Origin of the sequence: Nocardia speluncae NBRC 108251, assembly GCF_001613245.1 — a bacterium.
Taxonomy (GTDB): domain Bacteria; phylum Actinomycetota; class Actinomycetes; order Mycobacteriales; family Mycobacteriaceae; genus Nocardia; species Nocardia speluncae.
This window is the reverse complement of the sequence record NZ_BDBZ01000040.1, coordinates 1-22511: the sequence shown is the minus strand read 5'-3', so window position 1 is coordinate 22511 and position 22511 is coordinate 1. Positions and strand designations below refer to the sequence as shown.

Annotated in this window: 23 protein-coding genes; 11 read left to right on the top strand and 12 right to left on the bottom strand. The window is 65.0% G+C overall.

All coding sequences use genetic code 11. The features are described from left to right. Positions 1-55: 55 nt before the first annotated feature. From NS6_RS29800 to NS6_RS29790, 3 genes are all read right to left on the bottom strand, one after another. Positions 56-1702 carry an acyl-CoA synthetase gene (locus tag NS6_RS29800; protein WP_068048932.1) on the bottom strand — a complete coding sequence of 549 codons (1647 nt, stop codon included), beginning with the start codon at positions 1700-1702 and terminating at the stop codon, positions 56-58. 169 nt (positions 1703-1871) lie between these two features. Then, a complete protein-coding gene (locus NS6_RS29795; RefSeq protein WP_084471536.1) occupies positions 1872-3491 on the bottom strand; it encodes an acyl-CoA synthetase in 1620 nt (539 codons plus the stop codon). Positions 3492-3700: 209 nt separating this feature from the next. After that, positions 3701-4336 carry a hypothetical protein gene (locus tag NS6_RS29790; protein WP_068048925.1) on the bottom strand — a complete coding sequence of 212 codons (636 nt, stop codon included), beginning with the start codon at positions 4334-4336 and terminating at the stop codon, positions 3701-3703. 1089 nt (positions 4337-5425) lie between these two features. Between NS6_RS29790 and NS6_RS29785 the strand changes: the two genes are divergently transcribed. Further along, entirely contained in the window at positions 5426-6259 is an 834-nt protein-coding gene (locus tag NS6_RS29785) for a hypothetical protein (RefSeq protein ID WP_068048922.1), read from the top strand. A gap of 60 nt (positions 6260-6319) precedes the next feature. Here the strand turns inward: NS6_RS29785 and NS6_RS29780 are convergent, their stop codons facing one another. Beyond that, complete coding sequence (locus NS6_RS29780) at positions 6320-7000, bottom strand: GntR family transcriptional regulator (protein ID WP_068048919.1); 681 nt, start codon at positions 6998-7000, stop codon at positions 6320-6322. 209 nt (positions 7001-7209) lie between these two features. On the opposite strand from NS6_RS29780, the gene NS6_RS29775 reads away from it, so the two are divergent. From NS6_RS29775 to NS6_RS29735, 10 genes are read left to right on the top strand one after another with little or no spacing between them, the layout of a single operon-like run. Beyond that, positions 7210-7668, top strand: a complete 459-nt coding sequence (locus NS6_RS29775; RefSeq protein WP_068048917.1) for a hypothetical protein — start codon at positions 7210-7212, stop codon at positions 7666-7668. Then, positions 7668-7916, top strand: a complete 249-nt coding sequence (locus NS6_RS29770; RefSeq protein ID WP_068048914.1) for a hypothetical protein — start codon at positions 7668-7670, stop codon at positions 7914-7916. Before NS6_RS29775 ends, NS6_RS29770 begins: the two co-directional genes overlap by 1 nt. Positions 7917-7942: 26 nt before the next feature. Then, positions 7943-8608, top strand: coding sequence for a DUF2637 domain-containing protein (locus NS6_RS29765; RefSeq protein ID WP_084471542.1), 666 nt, complete (start codon positions 7943-7945; stop codon positions 8606-8608). After that, positions 8608-9909, top strand: coding sequence for an FtsK/SpoIIIE domain-containing protein (locus NS6_RS29760; RefSeq protein ID WP_068048906.1), 1302 nt, complete (start codon positions 8608-8610; stop codon positions 9907-9909). The genes NS6_RS29765 and NS6_RS29760 overlap by 1 nt, the downstream gene beginning before the upstream one ends. A gap of 39 nt (positions 9910-9948) precedes the next feature. Then, positions 9949-10140, top strand: coding sequence for a hypothetical protein (locus NS6_RS29755; RefSeq protein ID WP_068048903.1), 192 nt, complete (start codon positions 9949-9951; stop codon positions 10138-10140). Continuing rightward, on the top strand, positions 10137-10301 hold the full coding sequence (locus tag NS6_RS35030; protein ID WP_157113020.1) for a hypothetical protein: 165 nt from the start codon (positions 10137-10139) through the stop codon (positions 10299-10301). Before NS6_RS29755 ends, NS6_RS35030 begins: the two co-directional genes overlap by 4 nt. Continuing rightward, on the top strand, positions 10298-10975 hold the full coding sequence (locus tag NS6_RS29750; protein ID WP_068048901.1) for a hypothetical protein: 678 nt from the start codon (positions 10298-10300) through the stop codon (positions 10973-10975). The genes NS6_RS35030 and NS6_RS29750 overlap by 4 nt, the downstream gene beginning before the upstream one ends. Further along, on the top strand, positions 10975-12675 hold the full coding sequence (locus tag NS6_RS29745) for a replication initiator (RefSeq protein WP_068048898.1): 1701 nt from the start codon (positions 10975-10977) through the stop codon (positions 12673-12675). The genes NS6_RS29750 and NS6_RS29745 overlap by 1 nt, the downstream gene beginning before the upstream one ends. A gap of 12 nt (positions 12676-12687) precedes the next feature. Beyond that, positions 12688-12876, top strand: coding sequence for a helix-turn-helix transcriptional regulator (locus NS6_RS29740; protein ID WP_068048895.1), 189 nt, complete (start codon positions 12688-12690; stop codon positions 12874-12876). Next, positions 12876-14138: a tyrosine-type recombinase/integrase gene (locus NS6_RS29735; protein WP_068048889.1), complete on the top strand. Its 1263-nt coding sequence runs from the start codon at positions 12876-12878 to the stop codon at positions 14136-14138. The genes NS6_RS29740 and NS6_RS29735 overlap by 1 nt, the downstream gene beginning before the upstream one ends. 93 nt (positions 14139-14231) lie before the next feature. On the opposite strand, the gene NS6_RS29730 is transcribed toward NS6_RS29735, so the two are convergent. The 8 genes from NS6_RS29730 to NS6_RS29700 all read right to left on the bottom strand — a co-directional run bounded on the left by NS6_RS29730 (position 14232) and on the right by NS6_RS29700 (position 22126). After that, positions 14232-15461: an acyl-CoA dehydrogenase family protein gene (locus NS6_RS29730; protein WP_068048886.1), complete on the bottom strand. Its 1230-nt coding sequence runs from the start codon at positions 15459-15461 to the stop codon at positions 14232-14234. 201 nt (positions 15462-15662) lie between these two features. Then, on the bottom strand, positions 15663-17072 hold the full coding sequence (locus NS6_RS29725; protein WP_157113019.1) for an acyl-CoA dehydrogenase family protein: 1410 nt from the start codon (positions 17070-17072) through the stop codon (positions 15663-15665). 264 nt (positions 17073-17336) lie between these two features. Continuing rightward, a complete protein-coding gene (ftsX, locus tag NS6_RS29720) occupies positions 17337-18242 on the bottom strand; it encodes a permease-like cell division protein FtsX (RefSeq protein WP_068048881.1) in 906 nt (301 codons plus the stop codon). Next, the gene (gene ftsE / locus NS6_RS29715; RefSeq protein ID WP_068048879.1) at positions 18242-18931 is read right to left on the bottom strand and encodes a cell division ATP-binding protein FtsE; all 690 of its coding nucleotides are present in this window, start codon (positions 18929-18931) and stop codon (positions 18242-18244) included. The genes ftsX and ftsE overlap by 1 nt, the downstream gene beginning before the upstream one ends. A 56-nt stretch (positions 18932-18987) precedes the next feature. Beyond that, the gene (locus NS6_RS35305) at positions 18988-19149 is read right to left on the bottom strand and encodes an Rv3103c transmembrane domain-containing protein (RefSeq protein WP_168443440.1); all 162 of its coding nucleotides are present in this window, start codon (positions 19147-19149) and stop codon (positions 18988-18990) included. Next, on the bottom strand, positions 19136-20011 hold the full coding sequence (locus NS6_RS29710) for a mechanosensitive ion channel family protein (RefSeq protein WP_068049082.1): 876 nt from the start codon (positions 20009-20011) through the stop codon (positions 19136-19138). Before NS6_RS29710 ends, NS6_RS35305 begins: the two co-directional genes overlap by 14 nt. Positions 20012-20071: 60 nt before the next feature. Next, entirely contained in the window at positions 20072-21193 is a 1122-nt protein-coding gene (gene prfB / locus NS6_RS29705; RefSeq protein ID WP_068049078.1) for a peptide chain release factor 2, read from the bottom strand. A gap of 201 nt (positions 21194-21394) precedes the next feature. Further along, positions 21395-22126 (bottom strand): helix-turn-helix domain-containing protein, encoded by a 732-nt coding sequence (locus NS6_RS29700; protein WP_068048877.1) that lies wholly within the window; start codon positions 22124-22126, stop codon positions 21395-21397. Between the last annotated feature and the right edge of the window lie 385 nt (positions 22127-22511).

Sequence of the window (22511 nt, the reverse complement as noted above, 5' to 3'; positions counted from 1 at the left end):
GCCGCGACCGGTGGTGAACCGCGCGGTACGACTCGGGCCGCGCGGTCCGTCCGGGTCACTGGCCGGAATCCAGCTCCGTCAGGGGTTTGCGGAGCAGTTTGCCGGTGGCATTGCGGGGGAGTTCGTCGAGGAAGACGACTTCGCGGGGGACCTTGTAGCGGGCGAGGTTCGTCTTGACGTAGTCCTTGATCTCCTGCGGGTCGCGTGCCGAACCCGGTCCGGGGACCACTACGGCCCGCAGGCGTTTGCCGAATTCGTGATCGTCCACACCGACCACCGCGGCCTCCAGGACGTCGGGGCGGTTGGCGATGAGATGTTCGACTTCCTGGGGGAAGACGTTCTCGCCGCCGGAGACGATCATGTCGTCGTCGCGGCCGTCGATGAACAGTAGGCCGTTACGGTTCAGGTGCCCGACATCGCCGGACGACATCATCCCGTCCACCTGCTCCTTTGTGCGGCCGTCGGTATAGGCCTCGAACGCGTGCGGATTGTCGATGAAGATGGTGCCGGTCACCTCGGGTTCGGTGATGCGCTTGCGATTCTCGTCGTACAGCGCGATCCGCACCCCGACCGGCGGGCGGCCTGCCGTGGTCGGCTCGGCCCGCAGTTCCTCCGGGGTGGCCACGGTGATCACCGCGCATTCGGTGGAGCCGTACAGGTTGTACAGCACATCGCCGAAGTATTCGCCGGTGCGCACCACCACATCCTGCGGGATGGCCGAACCGGCGGCGAAGATCACCCGCAGCGAGGACACGTCGTAGCGGTCCAGAATCTCGCGCGGCTGGTCGAGGAGGCGCTGCAGCATGGTCGGCACCACGACGAGCGAATCCGCCCGGTAACGCTCGATATTGGCGAGGGTGAGTGCAGGGTCGAAACGGCGCTGCTGGAAGATCACCCGGTTACCGAGGCCCAGACCGAGGCTGAACTGAGACAGTCCCGTGCCGTGGAAGATCGGGGCCGCCATCACCATGGTGCCGTTGCTGGGCAGCGGCACCCGGTCGATGAACTGTGCGGAGATGAAGGGGCTGACCTTGTCGCGCGGGGCGCCTTTCGGGGTGCCGGTGGTACCACTGGTCAGGATGACCGTGCCGCCGGGTTTACTGGGTGCGGCCAGCGGTGCGGTGGACCGGCCGGCGGAAACCGATTCGACCGTGGGGATCTCGGGATCCGCGTGATCGGATTCGTCGACCCAGGTCAGGATGCGCGGGATCGATGCCGGGATCGCGCTCATCAGTTCGAAGAATTCGCTGTCGTGCAGCACGGCTTTGACCTGTTCGCGTTCGGCCACATCGGCGAACTGCGGTTTGGCGAAGCCGGTGTTCATCAGTACCGCGCGCAGACCGAGTTTGCCGGAGGTCAGCATGCTCAGCACCATGCCGCGGTGATCGCGGGCCAGGATTGCCACCACATCACCGGCACGCAGGCCGCGTTCGACGAGTCCGCGCGCGAAGGCGTTCGACTGCTCGTCCAGATCGCGGAAGGTGAGTTCGCCTTTTTCGTCGGCGATCGCGGGGGAATCGGGCCGGTCCTGCACGGCATGCATGACGACAGCGGCGAACGGGCCGTACTTGCCCGCATTGACCATCGACTTGACAGCATGGTCGAGCCGCAGCGGATCGAACAGGCCGCGTTTACGCATCACGTTCACAGCCAGCGCGATATCGCCGGCCTTGCGAACGGGGCCGGGCAGCGACAATGTCATCGGCGACAACCTTCCGCGGCACAGCCGCCGGACCGGCGGCCTACCTGTTCGAGCTCCAGTGGGCCAACCCTAGCAACCCGGTCCACTGCTGCGGCGAGATTGTCTCGGACAGTAAAGAAACCGGGACATTTCTGTGGAATGTCCCGGTTTCGTCGCTCGAGAGGCGGTGTCAGACCTCGTATTCCACGAGGACCCGGCGCAGAAGTTTCCCGGTGGGGTTGCGCGGCAGATCTTCGAGGAAGACGACCTCACGCGGAACCTTGTACCGGGCGAGGCTCTCCTTCACGTGGGCCTTGATCTCATCCTCGGTCGGAGTGTGGCCGGGTTCGGGCACCACGAACGCACGCAACCGCTTACCGAACTCCACATCGTCGACGCCCACCACGGCGGCATCGAAGATGTCCTCGCGTTCGAGTAGCAGGTTCTCCACCTCCTGTGGGAAGACGTTCTCGCCGCCGGAGACGATCATGTCGTCGTCGCGGCCGTCGACCATCAGCAGGCCGTCCTCGGTGAAATGGCCGACGTCCCCGCTGGACATGTAGCCGTCGATGATCTGCTTGTGCCGGCCGTCGGTGTAGCCCTCGAAGGGTGCACCGCTGCGGACGAAGATCCGGCCGGTGACGTTCTTGGCTGTGACCTGCTTGTCGTTGTCGTCGTACAACCGCACATCACAGGTCAGCGGGGGACGGCCCACGGTGCCGGGGGCCTTGGCGAGTTCGGCCGGCTGGGCCACCGTCGCGATGGCGACCTCGGTGGACCCGTAGAGGTTGTACACCACGGGCCCGAAGACCTCCGCCGCGCGGATGCTCAGCTCCGGCGAGAGGGCCGATCCCGCCAGCACGATGCCCTTCAGAGACGAGGTGTCGTACTTCGCCCGGACCTCTTCCGGCAGTTCCACCATCCGGTGCAGCATGGTCGGCACCGCGACGAGCATGTGGGCCTTGTGATCGGAGATCATCTTCAGTGTTGCCTCGGCGTCGAAACGGCGCCGCATGACGATCTTGTTCGTCAGGCCGGTGGCCACCAGCCAGGTACCCAGGCCCGTGCTGTGGAAGATCGGTGACACGATGACCATCGTGCCGCGTTTGCGGAACGGCATCCTGTCCAGGAACTGAGCGGTGGCCACCGGGGAGGCCTTCTCGCGCGGGGCGCCCTTCGGCAAGCCGGTGGTGCCGCTGGTCAGAATGATGAAACCGCCCGGCTTACTCGGAACGGGCAGTTCGTCGAGGCCGTTCTCGGCGATCAGATCGTCGAGACTCTTCGCACCTTCGGGGAGTTCGGCGCCCTCGTCCACCCAGGTGAGGAAGCGCGGCATATCGGCCGGCAGGGCGTCGAGCAGGCCCAGGAACTCGCTGTCGTGCAGGACCGCCTTGACCTTCTCGCGTTCACACACCTCGGCGAACTGCGGTTTGGCGAAACCGGTGTTCATCAGGGCGATCTTCACACCCAATTTGCCGGCGGCGGCCATCGACAGGATCAGGCCGCGATGATCGCGGGCCAGGATGCCGATCACGGTGCCCTCGGTGAGACCGGCCTTGCGCAGGCCGTGCGCGATCTTCGTGGACTGCTCGTCGAGTTCGCGGTAGGTCAGCTCGCCGCGCTCGTCGACCAGGCCCGGCGCATCCGGGGCGATGCGGGCCGAATGCATGATCAGCGTCGCCTGCGGGATGTAGGTTTTGGAATCCTTGAGCGTCCGCAGGGTTTCCCCCGGATTCTTCAGATCGATGAATCCACTGGACTGCAGTAGCCCATATGCCTTGACAGTCTCCAGCGTATGCGCCAGGTTCACCCTCGAACACCTCCACAGATCCTCGCGTCGGCACTCGACCTAGCGATTCCGAACGGCATATCGGGGCTCACGGTAGCAGTGAAAGTGCGTCGGCTCACAACATACGCACCGGACAAATGCGACACCGCCGCTGTGGGCGGAACATCCCGTGAAAATGGGCACGCGCCGGATGCCCGGCGCGTGCCCAGCTGTGCTTATCTGCCGGAAAGTCAGTTGTAGATCGAGCCCAGCGACGGGAAGGTGATCTCCCCGCGCGCGTACTGGAACCCGTCCGGGTGCTCCGCGCTCACCGGGACCGGCCACCGATGCCACAGACTGCCGTAGACGGCGGCCACGACCAGGCCGGGTCCCGGATCGATCACCCGGGTGCGGATGGTGGTGTCGGCGATGATGTCGATGTGCTCGGTCAGCGGTTCCATCCCGCTGCGGCCGTTCGACAGGTTGAGCCAGACCACCTCCAGTCGTGCACCGTCCTGGTTAGGGGCGATGGTGCCGGGGCCACCGAAGAAGGCGAACCGGGACCCGTCGATATTCAGCGCCACACCCGACCCGTACATACCCGGCCCCCCACCGCGGCCGATATTCGATTCGGCCGGGATCTGGAACGGCTGGGCCGGCAGCGCGGCCTCGCGAGCGGCATTGGTGACCCGCGGATCGCCGATGAGCCGATCGACGGCACGTTCGGCGCCGAGGTTGCCCGCGGCGGCCGTCCGTAGCTGCTGGGTCGCCGAAGCCCAATCGACCTGGGCCGGCTCGGCGGTGGCGTGGCCGCTGAAAAGCATGGTGGCCGCGGCCGTAGCGGTGAGCGAGGTGACGAGCCGACGGGCGAAGCCCTTTGTGCGCATAACCAGTCTCCTTGCAGATACGTTGTCCGGGAACTGCACCCGGTGGTGGGTTCAGCAGGGTGGAGAGGGGCAATACGTACCGGCGGATCCGGGCGTCGAGCGGATCCGAACCAGCCGGGTCGAACCAATCGCAAAACGTTGTCACCAACATGTCACCCGGTCGGCGCACTGTCCAGAACGCCGCGCGGACGTCGTGGGCGCAATATCGGGTTCCGGCGCACCTCCGATCGGTGCGGGGCGCGGGTGAAGGAGAACGGCGTACCCGTTCGGCCTGTGCAGAACGGGTACGCCGTTGGACACGTAGAACGCGGGTCCGGGCCGCTGTGGCGACCCGGACCCGTTCGTTTTCGCTGCCTACTTCAGTTCGGCGCTGGTCTTGTTCAGGACCCGTCGGGCGACGATGAGCTGCTGGATCTGCTGGGTGCCCTCGAAGATGTCCAGGATCTTTCGGCCGGTTCTGGCTGAGCTGGCGAAATCCCCGATTTTTCACTCCTGAGCTGCGCGAATGCATCTCAGGAGTTCTCGTGTGTTCTGGTGCTTTTCCGCCGTCCGACGGCCTGGATACGGCCTGGCGTCGAGTCGGGTGACTTCCCTTCCCCTGCTTCCTCATACTGGCCATCCCTGAACTGAGGGAGGTCGTGTCAAGGGCGCTCTTTCCCTTGACTCGGCCGAGTGAGGTCAGACAATCGGGCCATGAGGAGGCAGGGACCACACAACCAGCCCAGTTCGCCATGAGATTCATTCGGCAATCCATTCGCGCAGGTCAGTAGGTGTCGAACTTCCTGCGACCGGACCACAGCCGGTTGACCGGGCAGAGTGCCGGCCGATTCGTGTGCGACTGCGGGAGGTGAGTCGGGTACGGCTCTCGTCGTGCCCACACTTCTCGGTTATCGAAAATCAGCCATCTCGGGTCAGGTGGTGACGGTGCAGCGTGTCGCCGACGCACCGGTCGTCCGGGTGAGCGAGGCACGAGCGAGGCCGGTGCGGCCGTGGTGCGGCGGCGGCGCGCAGCGCCGTCGCCCTTGAACCTATATAGCGAAATTCGGCAACCACTCGCGGAACGTGCTGTGCGCAGGAAGAATCGAGAGCATGACTGGTCTCGTGCTGACGCCTGAACGCCGAACCGAACTGGCCGCATTGCTCGATGATGGGCCACGGTTGACGGCGGAGTATCCGAAGGTCGCCGAGTATCTGGATACCGCGCCGATGCTGTCGGGCACCGCGAATCCGGAGGCTGACGGGGCATTCGATCTACGGTTCGTGCACTTCATGACCGGAGGTTCCGCAGCGTTCGGCAATCCGTACTGGGAGATCGTCGGCCCAGCCGTCGGGTCTGATGCCGAGCGGCGGGTGGTCAACGGTGGAAGCGCGAATGGCAGTGTTCGGCTGGGGTTCGTGCAGACGATTCTCCAAGCTGCTTACGCCTACGCGATCCCGTCTCCTGAGACACTGGACTGGGTGAAGACGTTCGCGGGTGGGCGCGCAGTAGTCGAGCTGGGGGCCGGTCGTGGGTACTGGGCGCGGCTTCTCGCGGACCAGGGCGTGACGCTGAAGGCGTTCGATTCCGAGCCGCCGGACGCCACTGCGAACCCGTCCTTTCCGGATACGGCTGGGCAGCCTGCCGTGTGGTTCCCGGTGGGTGGGCTCGATGAGTTTGCTGCCGCGCTGGATGAGGATTCGGTGTTGTTCCTGTGCTGGCCGCCGGGCTGGGGCAACACGATGGCGTCCGAGGCCCTGTCGCTGTTCGAGTCACGTGGTGGTCGACGGTTGGTGTTCATGGGTGAGCCCAAAGGCGGCAAGACCGGTGACGATGCGTTCTTCGATCGGCTGTCGTCGGCCTGGTCGCTGGAGAGTGTCGACGAGCAGTACGTGTCCTGGTGGAACCTTGCCGACGTGGCGCAAGCCTGGGTTCGGCAACCGTAGCCCGAGACGAAACATGGCCCGGTCCTCAATGGATCGGGCCATGCTTGTGTTTGTGGAGGGTCAGGGTTGCGGCTCGAGGTTCATGCGGAACACGAACGAGTCGTAGCGATCCTTCGGATAGGACACGTCGGAGACCATCAGCACTCGACCATCGTTCTTGAGGAACCGCTGACGGACGTTCTTCACGAGCTCGCCGGATGAGACTTCGAGCCAGACTGCATGTGTCGGTGATGGCGGCCGGTCGGCCAGTATCTCTTCCAGCTGCTCGGCTTCGGCAACGTTGGTGCCGGGCAGCTGGTAGCTGTCGGAGATCGAGGTCGGTTTCCCGTACTCGGAGGCGGACACGGTGATGTGTTCGATGTCGTCACCGGGGCTGATGCCGAAGATGTCGGCCAGTTCTTCGTCTGCCTGCTTGATGGTCGACTCGCGCTCGATGCGGACTTCGTCGTCTCCGCCGGCCGCTTCGTTCCCGAAAGTCACTTCGGGGTCCTCCATCTGCCGTTCGGGTGAGATCCGAACCAACGTCGGCCGGGCGGCGACGAACAAGCCACGGCGTTCGATCGCGTAGACCAGGCCCTGGCTCAGCAGTAGGTCCCTGACCCTGCGGATGACGATTTCCGAGACGTTGTGCTGTTTCGCCAGCTCCGCGTAGCTCGGTAGTTGAGTCCGGGCGGGCAGAGCGCCACTGCGGATGTCGCGCGCGATCTCTCCTGCGATCCGGACGTACGCGGGCTCAGTCATGGATTCCCCTATCGCTCGTATCGGCCGTTCTGTCGATACACAACTGCGTATACGCACAGTCAGCGTACGCGCCTTCCGGCAATCGGGCGTCAACCCGCCTTGCGTCTGCGTATACGCAAACCTCTTGTGCGTATACGCAACTGCGTATACAGTGTTGTGTATGCACAGAAAGTGCAGAGTTCAGACACTAAATACACAAGGAGTTTGAGATGGCGATGAAGAATCTGTGGTTCACCCCGGCGTTCACCGACGCGTTCCCGCTGGGCCTGTTCCTGCTCGGCGAGGTCGAGCCGATGTTGGAGTTCAACGCCGACCGCAACGCCCCGAAGCGGCAGCGTCAGGACCTCGACGCGGAGGGCAACGGTTCCGGTAAGCGGCTGTGGAAGGCCACGGTCACCGATCCGGCGGCCCCGAACGCGAAGCAGGCGAGTTTCGATCTGGTGTTCGTCGCCGATCAGATTCCGGTTCCTTCGACTTCCGAACTCGCGCCGGGTATGCGGCCGATCGTGTTGGAGGGGTTGCAGGTCAAGCCGAAGATCGCCGGTCAGGGGGAGTTCAAGTCCATCGGCTGGAACATCCGGGCGACCGGGTTCGCTGGGGACAACTCCGGTTCGAAGCAGGCTCCGGCTGATCAGGGTGCGGCTCGTCCGTCCGGAAAGGCCGCGTGATGGCTGCCCTGGGTTTGCATGTCGCGACCGATGAGCCGATCACGGTGCGGTACATCCCGACTATCCCCCTCGTCGCGGCCGCCGATTACCCGGCGCACATGGTGATGCGGTTCTCGGAGGGTTCGGGTACTGCCTGGTTGACCCCGGATGAGGCTCGCGATCTGGTGTCCGAGTTGTCGACTGCACTGGCTGAACACGACGCGGCCACCACCTCGTCTGCTGGTTCTGCTCAGGTTGGGGTGTCGTGATGCGGGCGGCGGATCAGTCGGCGGGCATGCGTCTTGCACGTTGGTCCGCCGCGCTCATCATCCTGGGCGTGGGGGCGGCAGCGTTCCGGTTGTCGTTCTCCACCCTGGAAGACCTCGCCCGGCTGGCTCGGATGCCTGCCGATGATGCGTGGTTGTTCCCGCTGATCGTCGACGGAACCATTTTGTTGGCCACTTTCGGGCTGCTGGTCTGCTCGCAGCACAAGTCCGAACGGAACTTCTTCCTCGGGGTGCTGGTGGTCGGTTCACTGGTCTCGGTGGCTGGTAACTCGGTGCACGCTGTCGCTGCTGGTCAACCACTACCCGGTTGGGCTGCCGCTCTGGTCGCGGCGGTGGCTCCGATATCGCTGCTGGTGGACACGCACGGCCTGGCCTTGCTGTTCCGTGTCGCTGCCCGCCAGCGTGCCGAAGCTCGAACCGAACCTGTCCAGGTGGCCGAGCCTGAGCCTGCCTCGGTGATTGTGCCGGCCGAATCTGCTCCCGAACCGGTGACCGATCCGGTTCCCGAACCTGAACCCGAACCGGTTGCGCCGCCTGTGCCTGTGCTGGCCCCGGTTCCCGATCCGACCCCGGCCCCGACTGTTCCGGCTCCGGTCGCGCCGACTCGTCCTGTCCGTTCTCCGCGTCCGGTGCAAACGATGCTGCCGCTCGCTGTTCCCGTTGGGAGTGCCTGATGATCTCGCCTGACCTGTTGCTCATGGGCGGTTCTGCTGCCGTGTCCGCGTTTACCCTGTGGCGTTGGCGTCGCCTCGACGGTGGCACCACTCCTGCTGTGGCCGAGGAAACCGCTGGTGTTCCGGTGGAACTGGGTCCGGCGGTCTCGATCGTCACCGATTCCGCTCAGCTGGCCGTGATGTGGCCCGCCCTCGGCCTCGGCTCGTGGGAGACCGGGTTCCCGACCATCACCGCCGCGACGTTGACCGAGGCCGGGATGCTCGTCGAAGTCCAGATTCTGGGCGGACAGTCGTTGCAGCACTGGGCCAATGACGCCACCCGCGAAGTCCTGGCCGCCTACTTCGCGGTCCCGGAAGTCCGGGTGACCAGCCCGCACCCGGGGTTTGTGCACCTGGAACTACGCACTGTGGACACCCTCGCCGAATCAGTACCGGTGACGAGCTTGCTGGCTTACGGGGTGGATCTGGAAGCGGTCCCGGTCGGGGTGACCGAAGACCACGATGTGTGGCGGTTGCGGGTCATGTACTCCCACATCCTCATCGCCGGTGCGACCAACTCGGGCAAGGGCTCGGTGTTGTGGTCGATCGTGAACGGTCTCGGCCCCGCGATCAAAGCCGGACTCGTGGACATCCTGCTGGGTGACCCGAAAGGCGGCATGGAATTCGGGGCCGGTGAAGACCGGTTGTGGACCGACTTCCAGTGGACCGCCACCGGCATTATCACCATGTTGACCAGTGCGGAAGCTGAGATGCAGGAACGTGCGGCCCGGTTCAAAGCCGCCGGTATCCGCAAGTTCACGCCCAGTGCCGACGAACCGCTCAAGGTCGTCATCATCGACGAATACGCGGCCCTGTCGGCGTTCGCCACCCGCGAGCAAGTGACCGAGGGGTTGCGGCTGATCGGCCTGCTCCTGACTCAAGGCCGGGCGGTCGGCTACAGCGTGATCGTCGCGATCCAGGACCCGTCCAAGGACAACATGCCCAACCGGCAACTGTTCTCGACCCGGATCGGCCTGCGCTTCGACGAATCCGGCCAAACCAGCATGGTCCACGGCAAAGAAGCCGCCGACCGTGGTTCGCGCTGTCACATGATCTCCGAGGCCACTCCGGGTGTCGCCTATGTCGGTCAGGACGGCACCAAGGACTTCCGGCGGGTCCGCGCCTTCTGGGTCTCCGACACCGATATCGACCGCATCGTCGACACCTACTCCCCGGCCCTGCCGGACCTGTCTCCGCAGGCCGATTACAGCGGGTTCGACCCCGACGACCTCGGCGACGAACCGACCCCGGTCGCGGCATAGACCCCGGAACCCATTCATCCCTCGAACGGAGATATCACCATGACTCGCAAGCCGATTCCTGCCCCGGCCACCGCTGATGTGATCGACCTGGCCGCTCGTCGCCGCTGCGCCCTCGAACGTGCCGGACACGACCCCGTCTCGGTCGCGGTGGGCATGCTCGCCGACACCGGACAGGTACCGGGCTGGGACTTCACCACTGACCCTGATGACGGTTCGGGGTGGGCGGCATGACACAGCCGGCCGAAAGTACTCGGCGGGAACCGAACCGGATCGTCGTAGAGGCTGCCGACCAGGTTCACCGCAGCAGCAAACGCCTTCGTCAGGTCCGTAAGAACCTGCACGAACCCTGCACCGATCAACTCGCCCTGTTCGACCCGGAGAAGCAGTCATGAGCCTGACACTGTCGACCACCAACCATGGCAACAGCTCCACCGCCACCGTCTCCACCACCGGCACCCGCCGGGACCCGTTCGACCTGCTCGGGCTCGCGGTCCTGAACTCGGGCTGGTACCTCATCAAGGGTCTGGCTACTGCGATCCACTGGGCGGTCCTGTTCCCGCCGATCTCGGTCCCCATCGGCTTCGCGATCACGGCGGGTGTGGTGTTCGGGTGGCCCTCGGGGATCGCGCTCGGTGTGGCGTTCGCTGCGGTGATCATGCTGTGGCGACGCAGGAGTCCGGAAATGTTCGAGCGGTGGATCACTCACCGGGCCCGGACCCGGTTCCTGACTTGGTGGCGATATCGCCGGAACTGGTCCCGCCTGATGAATGCCTGCCACCTCACCGTGGCCAACCAAACCCGCACAGTCACACCGAGCTTCGTCGGGGTCGCGATCGGTAAGGGCACGGATCGGGTGCGGTTGCGGATGTTGGAAGGCCAGTGCCCGGCCGACTACGAAAACCGCGCCGAGACCATCGCCCACGCCTTCAAAGCCGAGCAGTGCCACGCCACGATTGTCGGACCGGCCACCGTTGAGCTGCGGTTCCGCTTCGGAGACGCCCTCGCCGACACCGTGCTCCTGCCCCGTGTCGATCACTGGACCAAGCCGGAAGGACACACCGCCTGATGAGTAGTGCTACCTCGGTTCTGCACGAGGGGCCCGGTGCCCGGCAGACTGCGGCCCAGCGTCGTAGCCTGCCGGATTTCCGGGATATCGCCGCGGACCTCGCCGAACAGGAACACATCTGTGCGCGGCCGATTCCGATGCGTGGGTTCGATTCCGACGCCGGGAAAATGGCCTACGTCGGTGCCCCGTGCAAATCCACGCTCGCTTCTGTCTGCCCGGCCTGTGCGGAGAAAGCCCGGTTCCTGCGGATCACCCAGTCCCGCGAGGGCTGGTACCTGACCAGTGAACCCGAACCCGTCAAGACCAAACCCACCGAGCATCAAACCGCGCTGCTGGCGGCCCGCTCGGACCTGTTCGAGACCTATCAGCAGGCCAAAACCGACGGTGATCAGGACATGATGTCCGGCATCCGCGAAGTCGTGGCCGATCTCGATTCCGAGATGCGTGACTCCGGGTTTCGTGGCCGGTTGCCTGATTTCGACAGCGAACCCAAGGCCCGGCGTGCCCGGTCGACTCGTCGTCGCCAGGATGCCCCGAATCTGCCTCGGCTCAAGGTCGAAAAGAACACCCTGGGCCGTGAATACGCGGGGCATCGGCCATCGATGATGATCACACTCACGATGCCTTCGTATGGCGGGATCAACCGTGATGGCGCGGTCAATGACAAGGGCGAAACGGTCGGTGATGGCTCGCCGCGTGATCCGGAATCGTATGACTACGAGCGTGCCGCCCGTGATGTCGTGCACTTCTCCGCGCTGTTCGACCGGTGGATACAGAACCTGCGTCGGGCGGTGGGCTGGAATGTCCAGTACTTCGCGACCGTGGAACCGCAGAAGCGCGGTGCCCCGCACCTGCACATCTTGATCCGGGGCACGGTGTCCCGTGAGATCATCCGGCAGGTTACGGCGGCGACGTATCACCAGGTGTGGTGGCCTCTGCACGACCGGGCCAGCGAGGTATTCCCCGGGGATGTTCTCCCGGTGTGGGATCCGGCCCGGATGACGTTCGTTGATCCTGATACCGGTTCGTCGCTGCTGGGATTCGATGATGTGCAAGACCTCCTGGATGATGTGGAGGAATTGGAACCGGCGCATGTGGTGCGGTTCGGTGACCAGATCGACCGTGCCGATATCCACGGCTACGTCCCTGGTAACAAGGCTGATCGCGCTGTCGGCTACGTCACGAAGTACCTGACCAAGTCCATCGCTGAAGTCTTGGAAACCGATTCCGACCGGACGCGGCGCCACTATGACCGGCTGCACGAGGAGTTGAAGCACACCCCGTGCTCGCCTCGGTGCGCGGTCTGGCTGCGCTACGGCGTCGTCCCGCAAGGTGTGAACGAGAAGACCATCCCCGGCCGGTGCAAGAGCAAAGCCCACCGGCGGGACACCCTCGGCCTGCCCGGTCGCCGCGTGTTGGTGTCGCGGCAGTGGTCGAACAAGACCCTCCCGGACCACAAGGCCGATCGCGCGGAATTCGTTCGGCAACTGCTGGCCTCGGTCGGGATCGTCAGACCCGATGCCCCGAACCTGAAGCTGTCGGTGGTCAAACCGGGAGACCAGTCTGCCCCGCCGATCGCACATCTGGTCATGGCCAACATCGCCCAGCGCAAAGTCTGGCGCGCGGAATACACCCGTGCCCTGCTGGAGGCCGGTCCACCAGCACTCCAAGAACATTCGGCAATACAGGAAGCGGCGTAGGAAGGAAACACGATGGAGCTGCCAGAGAATCGGTTGTGGACGGTCGAGGAAGCGGCGTATTTCCTGAACGTGCCGGTGAAGACGTTGTACCAGTGGAAGTGGCTGGGGGACGGTCCGCCGGTCCGGAAGATGGGTCGGCACCTGCGGTACAACCCGGCGAAGCTTCGGGCCTGGGCTGAACCGGAAGCACAGGCAGCCTGATGGGCCATGTTGAAGATCGTTGGCAGCGGCCGAAACGGGATGAGAACGACGACCTTGTCCTGAACGGCCGGGGTAAGCCGGTGATGGAGCGGACCGAGCTGTACGGCCGTGGGATGCGGTACCGGGTGCGCTATATCGATCCGGCTGGGGCTGAGCGATCCAAGTCGTTTCCAGATCGGCAGCGCAAGCGCGCGGATGACTTCCTGATCGAGGTCGAGTCGGACAAGCGTGAGGGCAAGTACATCGATCCTCGGTCGTCCAAGAAGACCTTCCGGCAACAGGCCGAGAGTTGGGTTCGTGCTCAGTCGGCCGACCCGGCTACACGAGAGACGTTGCGTAGTCGGCTCGAGTCGCGGATCTATCCGGTATTCGGTGATCTCCCGGTTGGCCGTATCGCGGCATCGACCATTCGTGATTGGGTTAGCGCTCTCGAAGAACGGAAGTATGCGGACAACTACAAGGCGGTGCTGTTCGACATCGTGGCCGGTGTGCTGGAGACGGCCGTGGACGATCGGTTGATCCGGGAGAATCCATGCCGCGCGAAAACAGTTCGCCGGCCGATTCGTCGTAGCCCCAAGGTCGAGATCTGGCCCGATGAACGTGTCGCGCTGGTTCGGCGTGGTCTGTCCGTGGTCGGTGATCGGTATTCGGTGGTGGTGCCGATCGGTGTCGGTCTGGGCCTTCGGCAGGGTGAGTTGCTCGGGTTGTCGCCGGACGATATCGACCGTGAGGCGATGACGGTACACGTTCAACGGCAGGTGAAGTACGTCAAGGGCACGCTGATGTTTGCTCTACCGAAGCGCGAGAAGACCAGGTACGCCCCCTTGTCGCGGACACTGCTCGACGTGATTGATAGCCACGCGGAGCAGTTCCCGGCTCAGCCGGTCACTCTGCCCTGGGCCTCGGCAACTGGCGAGCTAGTGACCGTTCGCCTGCTGATCGTAAAGGCCGATGGTATGGCGTTGAGCGGCGACCTGTTCAACAAGATCGTCTGGAAACCAGCCTTCGGCAAAGCGGATCTGGCCTACCGGAATCGGGCCGATGGAATGCACGCAATGCGGCATCTCTACGCGTCCAAGTTGCTCGGGCGTGGGGTGAGCGTCAAGGAGTTGGCCGACTACTTGGGGCACGACGATCCGGGATTCACGCTCCGGGTCTACACCCACCTGCTCCCGTCCAGTCACGAGCGGGCACGCCAGGCCGTCGACGATGCTGCTGGCATGTGGGAGCTTCCTGCCGACGACGGCCTACAGGCGGCCTGAGCGCCGATGCAGGCAACGAACGCTCTCGCTGAAAACACGAAACCGGTCCGGGCCACTGCGGCGACTCGGACCGGTTTTACGTGTCTGACCTGCCTACTTCAGTTCGGCGCTGGTCTTGTTCAGGACCCGGCGGGCGACGATCAGCTGCTGGATCTGCTGGGTGCCCTCGAAGATGTCCAGGATTTTGGAATCGCGGCCCCACTTCTCCAGCAGCAGGCGCTGCGAATAGCCCACGGAACCGGCCAGTTCCACCGATTTCAGCGTTACATCGGTGCCGGTGCGGCCCGCTTTCGCCTTCGACATCGAGGCCTGGAGCGAGTTGGGCTGCTTGTTGTCGGCCATCCAGGCTGCCCGCATCGCCAGCAGGTAGGCGGATTCGTAGTCGGCCTCCATCCGCAGGAATTCGGCCGCCGCGGCGTGCTGGTTGTTCGCCGGGCTGTCGTAGGAGATCTCGATTCCCGCGTCGGTGAGGATGGTGCGCAGTTCCTCGAGCGCGGCCCGGGTGACGCCGACGGCCATCGCCGCGACCATGGGGCGGGTGTTGTCGAAGGTCTGCATGACCCCCGCGAAACCCTTCTCCACGTTCACTTCCGGGCTACCGAGGATGTTGTCCTTCGGGATCCGGCAGTCCTGTAGCAGCAGTACCGCGGTATCGGAGGCCTTGATGCCGAGTTTGTGTTCGAGCCGGGCCACCGACAAGCCGGGGGCGTCGCGCGGGACCACGAACGATTTGATGGCGGCGCGGCCGAGACTGCGGTCCACCGAGGCCCACACCACGATATGAGTGGAGCGCTCACCGGCGGTCACGAAGATCTTCTCGCCGTTGAGCACCCATTCGTCGCCGTCGAGGACGGCGGTGGTGGTGACGGCGGCCGAGTCGGAGCCGAAGCTCGGCTCGGTGATGGCCATGGAAGCCCATACCTTGCCGAACCGTTCCAGCTGCTCATCGGTGGCGACCGCGGCGATCGCGGCATTACCCAGACCCTGATACGGGATCGACAGCATCAGCCCGACATCGCCCCACGAGGTTTCCAGCGCGTTGAGCAGCGCCGACATATTGCCGCCGTTGGCGTTGACGGGCATCGTGGCGGGAGCTGTGTCCTCGGCGGACTCGTCGGACCGGCCGCCGGCGGCGCCGCTGATCTTCTGGGTGCCCGAATCGCTGAGCCCGTCGACCATGGCGGCCATCGTGTCGAGCTCCACCGGGTACTCGTGTTCGGCGAGGTCGTATTTGCGTGAGATCGGCCGGAAGATCTGCGCAGCCACCTGGTGCGCCTGATTCGCGCTGGCCCGCAGCTTCTTCGGCAATTCGAGATTGATCATCAAAGTCTCCTGGAAAAAATCGTGAATCCGCTGCCCAGCGCATCGGCCGACCGGTGAGGCAACGACGTCATCGGGTTCACATCCATGGTTCGGGGCCCGTCTCGTTCTGGAGCGACAGAGCGGGGGAGCGAAGCGGAGGAGCGGCGGAGTGAAGAACGAGACCCAGGGGGCCCCGAACCCGCGCCGCCGGAGGCGGCGCCATCAACACAGCACGATTCCTTCGGCGATACCGATACCGCGCAGATCGCGGTACCAGCGTTCGACCGGGTGCTCCTTGGTGAAACCGTGCCCGCCGAGCAGCTGCACACCATCGAGACCGAACCGCATCCCCTTGTCGGTCGCCAGCTTCTTCGCCAGCGCGGCCTCGCGGGCAAAGGTGAGGCCCTGCTCGGCGCGGGCGGCGCCGCGCAGAGTCACCAGTCGCAGGCCGTCGAGTTCGATGGCCATATCGGCGACCATGAAAGCCACGGCCTGCCGGTGGCTGATCGGTTCGCCGAATGCCTCACGCTCGTTGACGTAGGGGATGACGTAGTCGAGTACGGCCTGGCCGGTGCCGGCGGCCAGTGACGCCCAGCCCAGACGGGCCAGCTGTACTGCGTCCCGGTAGTCGGCCGCGTGCTGTTTGGCATCGCCCTCACCGAGGATCGCGTCGGCAGTGACGGCGACGTTGTCCAGGACGAGCCGGCCCAGGCCGGCCGCGCGCAGCCCCATGCTGGGATCGGCCTCCACCGACAGGCCCTGGGCGTCGGATTCCACGATGAACAGGGCCGGTCGGCCGTCGAGTTCCGCACCGACCACGAAGATCTCGGCGTCGGCAGCGGCCGGGACGAGGCTTTTCACGCCGTTGAGCCGGTAACCGCTGGGGGAACGCACGGCCTTGGTTTGCAGAGCGAACGGATCGAACAGAGCGCGTGGTTCACTGATGACGACCGACGCCTGGGGAACGTTCTCGCCGGTGAACGCGGGCAGGTAGGTCTGCTGCTGGGCGTCGGTACCCCACTGGGACAGTGCGACGGCGACGCCGCTGGGCGCCAGCAGTGGCAGGGCCAGACCCATATCCCCGTGTGCGAGCGCCTCGGCCACCATCGTGTTGGTGACGGCGCCGCGTTCGGTGGCCGCGCCCTCGAGTTCTTCGGGCACATTGATCAGGGTGATGCCGAGTTCCGCGGCACGACCCAGGAGGTCTTTCGGCGCGGTGGCGGCCTCGTCGGCGTCGTGTGCGGCCGGGCGCAGGATCTCGGCCGCGAACTCACGGACCGTCTCGACGATCATCTGCTGTTCGTCGGTGGGGGTGAGATCGAAGTAGTCCTTGGTCTTCGACTCGTTGTCCGGGAGGCGCTTGGGCGCGCCACCGCCCGCGACCTTGTTGAATGCGCGGGTCGCGGCACCCAGAGTCCGGAAGCCGGTTCTGGTGCTTTCGTAGGTGACCCGGTCGATCGGTTTGCGAAGGTTGTATTTCTCGGCGAGTTCCGATCCGGTGATCGTCGACATGACCCGCATGGCGGCGCCCATCCAATCCCGTTTGGGTTGGTGTAGGCCCACTCCGTTCTCCTGGCGGCCGCCGTTGTCCGGACGCCGCTTGGTAGCGCTGTCTCGAATGCTCATCATCACCTGTTTTCTCGCGCGGGGTGAGGGTCTGGCCCCAGCTATCTTACTGCGGAGTAAGGCTATCTTACTGAAGAGTAAGAACGGCGTCGAGTTGTGCACTCGTCCTGGTGAGCGGACATATGGGGTATACCCAACTTCCGCACAGCGGTACCGCCCGTCCGGAAGGGGACGGGCGGTACGGGCAACGTGCGAAGACCCCGGATACGGCCGGGGCCGCAGGGGCCGCTGTGATCGAGCCGGCGGCAGCGAATTCGACCCGGCCGCGCGCTACTCGCGTACGTACCAGCGCAAGGTGGCGTACGCGGTGAGCCCGGCGAACATCACGCCGACCGGTACGACCATCAGCGCCGTGGTGAAAATATCGTCGAAGGTGATCGCCGGGAAGACATTGCTCGCGAACAGATCGCCCAATGCCCGGTCGATCACCAGCGGGCGGGCCGCGAACAGGCCCGCTGTCGCGAGCAGACCACCCGCCAGCGCGGCGACGACGGCCTCCAGCAGGAACGGCAACTGGGTGTACCAGCGGGTGGCACCGACCAGACGCATGATGTGCACCTCGGTGCGCCGGGTGAACGCCGCGATCTGCACCATGTTCGCGATCAGCAACAGCGCGGCCACTGCCTGCAACACGGCCATTCCGAATGCCGCATTACGCAACCCGTCGAACAAGCTCACCAGCCGGTCCACGATGTCCTTGTCGTTGCGCACCATGCCCACCCCGGGGCTTTCGGAGAATTGCTCGTAGATCGTCGGGTAGAGCGATGCGTCGCTCATCTTGACCCGCAGCGAGGCCGGCAGCGGCGTCTCGCTCACATACTCGGCGAGTTCCGGCTGGTCCTTGAAGGTTTTCTCCTTGGCCTCACGGACCGCGGCGTCGCGGTTCAGGTATTGCACCGTCTCCACGCCGTCGACGGACTTCAGATCGGCCATCAGAGTGTGGCAGAGATCGTTCGCGCAGTCCGGATCGTTCGCGGAGATGTCTTCGGTCAGATACAGCCGCACTTCGAGCCGGTCCAGGAAGTACTGCTCGGTCTTGTCGGCGATCCGGATCGCCAGAATGCCGCCACCCAGCATGGTCAGCGAAACCGCGGTCGTCAGGATCATCGCGATCGTCATGGTGACGTTGCGGCGCAGGCCCTCGGAGACCTCGCCGAACAGGAAGCCTGCGCGCATTACCGGCTCACCTCGTAACCACCGGTCGCCTGATCGCGAACCAGGCGGCCCTCGTAGAGCTCCACGACCCGGCGCTGCATACCGTCCACGATCAAGGGGTCGTGCGTAGCCATGAGCACGGTGGTGCCCATCCGGTTGATGTGCTCGAGCAGCAGCATGATCTCGTAACTCGTCTCGGGGTCGAGGTTGCCGGTGGGTTCGTCGGCCAGCATCACCAGCGGCCGATTCACGAACGCTCGCGCGATCGCGACCCGCTGCTGTTCGCCGCCGGACAGTTCGCTGGGCAGCCGGTCGGCTTTACCGCCCAACCCCACCAACTCCAGGACCTCGGGCACGGTCCGATCGATGAACTGGCGGCGTTTACCGATCACTTCCAGCGCGAACGCCACGTTCTGGGCGACGGTCCGCTGTTGCAGCAGCCGGAAGTCCTGGAACACACAGCCCACCCGCTGGCGCAGCCGGGGGACCCGCCGTCCGGGCAGCCGGTCCACCCGGAAGTCCGCGACGTGGACCTCGCCGCCGGTCGGGATCTCCTCTTTGATGAGCATCCGCATGAAGGTCGATTTGCCGGAGCCGGAGGGGCCGATGAGGAAGACGAACTCACCCTTGCCGATATGGACGGTAACGTTCTCCAGTGCGGCTCGCGTCGCGGTCGGATACGACTTGCTGACGTCGCGCAGGGTGATCACGAGGAGTCAGTGTAACCATTCGATAACGAACCCGTCGGCGGGCGGTGCGAGGGCCGCTACCGAGCGGGAACCACCAGCGCCGGAACCTGCTGCACCGGGGCCGCGGGGGCGGGCGCGGGCTTGTGCTGAGCGATATCGTCCGGTTTGACGAACAGGTACAGCACGAAGATCGCGATCCAGCTCCCGGCCAGCACCAGCGTCGATCTACGCGCGCGCATTCAAACCCTCCCGGCGCATCGCCGCGGCCACCCGTACCCGCAACTCCCGGCTGACCTCGAACTGTTTGCCCGGCAGTGTCCGGGCCACCATCCGGATGTTCATCTGGTCCACGGTCAGGTCCTCCACGCCCATCACTGTCGGCTCGTCGAGCAGCAGTGGTTCGAGGCGGGGATCGGCGTAGGCCTGCCCGCCCACCGCATGCAGCACCTCGTTGATCCGCAGGATATCGGCGCTCGCCGCGACCGGCACATCGATCGCGGCCCGCGCCCAATCCTTCGACAGGTTCGTTACTTTCACGATCTGGCCGTTCGGGACGGTGATCACCTCCCCGTCCGGGTTGCGCAACTTGGTGACTCGCAATGTCACATCCTCGACCGTGCCCTCGGCCGGGTCCGCAACACCGGTCACCGCGATCCGCACCACATCACCGAAACCGTATTGGCGTTCGGTGATGAGGAAGAACCCGGCCAGGATGTCCTGCACAATGCGCTGCGCGCCGAAACCGAGGGCGGCGCCGAGGACCGCGGCGGGCGCGACCAGCCCCGACATGGAGAAGCCGAGCCGCTGCAGCACCTCCATGGCCACCAGTACGTAGGCGACGGTCAGAACAACCCAGGTCAGCACCTGGGCCAGGGCGTGCCGGTGCTTGGCCTCCTCGGACCGCACGAGCGCATCGCCCCCGCGGAAACCCGAATCGATGCGCTGGGTCACCCGGTCGCGCACATAGGTGGCGAAGCGGGCGAACAGCATGGACCCGAGGATCAGTAGCACGATCTCGAGTCCGGACGAACGCAGCCAGGACGTTACATCGGAAGACAATGCCAGGGACAGGGCCAGGGTGTCGGTCCCTTCCACCCTCATCAGACCACCTGTTCCCGCATCCATTCCGGATCTCGTGTGCTTCCCCGGAATCGGGGAGTGCTAGCTCTCCTGCAGAACTGTACTCATCCGCCAGCGGATTCCGGATTCGATGAAACCGTCGATATCGCCGTCGAGGACGGCCGAAGGGTTGTTCACCTCGTAGTTGGTGCGCAGATCCTTGACCATCTGATACGGGTGCAACACGTAGGACCGCATCTGATTACCCCAGGACGCGCCCTCGTTGGTCTTGAGCGCATCCATCTGCGCGCGCTCTTCCTGCCTTTTGCGTTCCAGCAGTTTGGCCTGCAGCACCCGCATGGCCGAAACCTTGTTCTGCAGCTGCGATTTCTCGTTCTGGCAGGTGACCACGATCCCGGTGGGAATATGGGTGATCCGGACGGCCGAGTCGGTGGTGTTGACGCTCTGCCCGCCCGGGCCCGACGACCGGTACACATCGACCCGGATATCGGTTTCCGGGACGTCGATGTGGTCGGTGGTCTCGACCACCGGAAGCACCTCGACCTCGGCGAACGAAGTCTGGCGGCGACCCTGGTTGTCGAACGGGCTGATCCGCACCAGCCGGTGGGTGCCCATCTCCACCGAAAGGGTGCCGTAGGCGTACGGAGTCTTCACCACGAACGTGGCGCTCTTGATACCGGCTTCTTCGGCGTAGGAGGTGTCGTACACCTCGACCGAGTACTTGTGCCGATCGGCCCAGCGGATGTACATGCGCATCAGCATCTCGGCCCAGTCGGCCGCGTCCACACCGCCGGCGCCCGAGCGGATATTGACCAGCGCGTCGCGTTTGTCGTACTCGCCGGACAGCAGGGTGCGCACCTCGAGGGCTTCGACATCGGTATGCAATGCGGCGCGTTCGGCATCGGCATCGGCCAGCGCTGCGGTTCGCGCCTCGCCCTCTTCCTCTTCTGCCAGCTCGTAGAGCACCGGCGCATCTTCCAGGCGCTGCCGTAATTCTTCGACCCGGCGCAGCTCACCCTGCGCGTGGGAGAGCTCACTGGTCACCCGCTGCGCATGATCCTGGTCGTTCCACAACTCGGGATCGGCCGCCTGATGCTCCAGCTCGTCGATGCGACGGCGCAGCTCCTCGATATCGAGGACCGACTCGATAGTCTTCAGGGTCGCGTCGAGTTCGGCGAGGTCGGCGGTAACGTCAGGGTGCACGGTCCCCAAGGCTACTAGCAGCATCGGGCGCGATGAAACCGCACAGGCGCGGAGACTGTCCGCCGCTTCCTCGCCTGCGCGGCGCAGCGTCCACCGCCCCCGGTGCTCGGCGGCTCCGCCGGGAACCGGCGACGAGGGCACCATGGCGCTGGTGACGCGGCTACGTCGATCCGGTGTCGTGCACCGTGCGAATCAGCGGAATCAGCCCGATACTGCGCGGAGGCCGCCGTGATGCCGGCCGGCCAGACCGTCCAGGGCATCGGCGGTCGCCGGATCGGCCGGTAGCTGGACGATCAGCTGCTGATCGTCGTCGGCGGACAGGGCCAGGGTTTCGAAGGCGAGGCGAAGCGGGCCGGCCTCCGGATGCTCCAGCCGGGTGATCCCGGTGGGAGCGGGCAGGTTGGGGACCGTGGCCAGGCGTTCGGTGAAGGACGCACCTGCGGCGATCGTGAGCTGATCGGCCAGCGCCGCGATACGAGGGTCGGCGCGGAAGGGGCCCTGTTTGAGGGTGGCGACGATATGGTCGGCCTGATGATCCCAATCGGGGTACACGGTGCGGGCCCGGGGATCGGTGAAGGTGAAGCGGGCGAGATTGGCGCCGTGGTCGGAGTCGAGCGCGCCGGTCGGTGCCATCAACCGCCGATAGCCGGCGGTGCAGGCCAGCATTTCGGTCCGGCTGTCGATCACTGCGGCCGCGGCGGGTTCGAGCTGGTCGAGCAACGCCTGCACCGTCGGGCGGATCCCCCGGACCGCTGGTCCCGGGCCGGTGCAGCTGAAACCGGTATCGGCCTTGGTCAGCCGGTACAGATGGACCCGCTCGTTGGTGGACAGGCCGAGAGCATCCGCCAGCGCGGACAGTACCTGCGGTGACGGATTGCGATCACGCCCCTGTTCGAGCCGGATGATGTACTCCACGCTCACCCCGATCAGCATCTATTTAGCTGATACTAGTTGCCCGTCGCGGACGCGACGATTTTGGGCGTGTGCCAGTGCAGTCTGCTTTCGGTGTGAGATGACACAGGACTGTCAGTGGTTTGACCTGGTGATGCGACAGTTGTGTCCGGGGCCGGCGACAGTACATGTCAGCAGGCCTCTTCGCGGGAGTGTCTGCGCCGAGAACTGGTTCAGCTGTCGAACCTCCGGAAATGTATGTCCTTTGTTCATGGGCAGAGCTCGGTTCGTAGATCTGTGGGGACATCCGGCGGCCATGGCGCGGATTCGAAGTCCTGTCCGCCCCAGCGGCACAGGGAACCGGCGACGTCGTCTGCGGAGCCGATGTTCCACAGTCGCACAGTGTCGTCGCTGCCGCCGGTGGTCA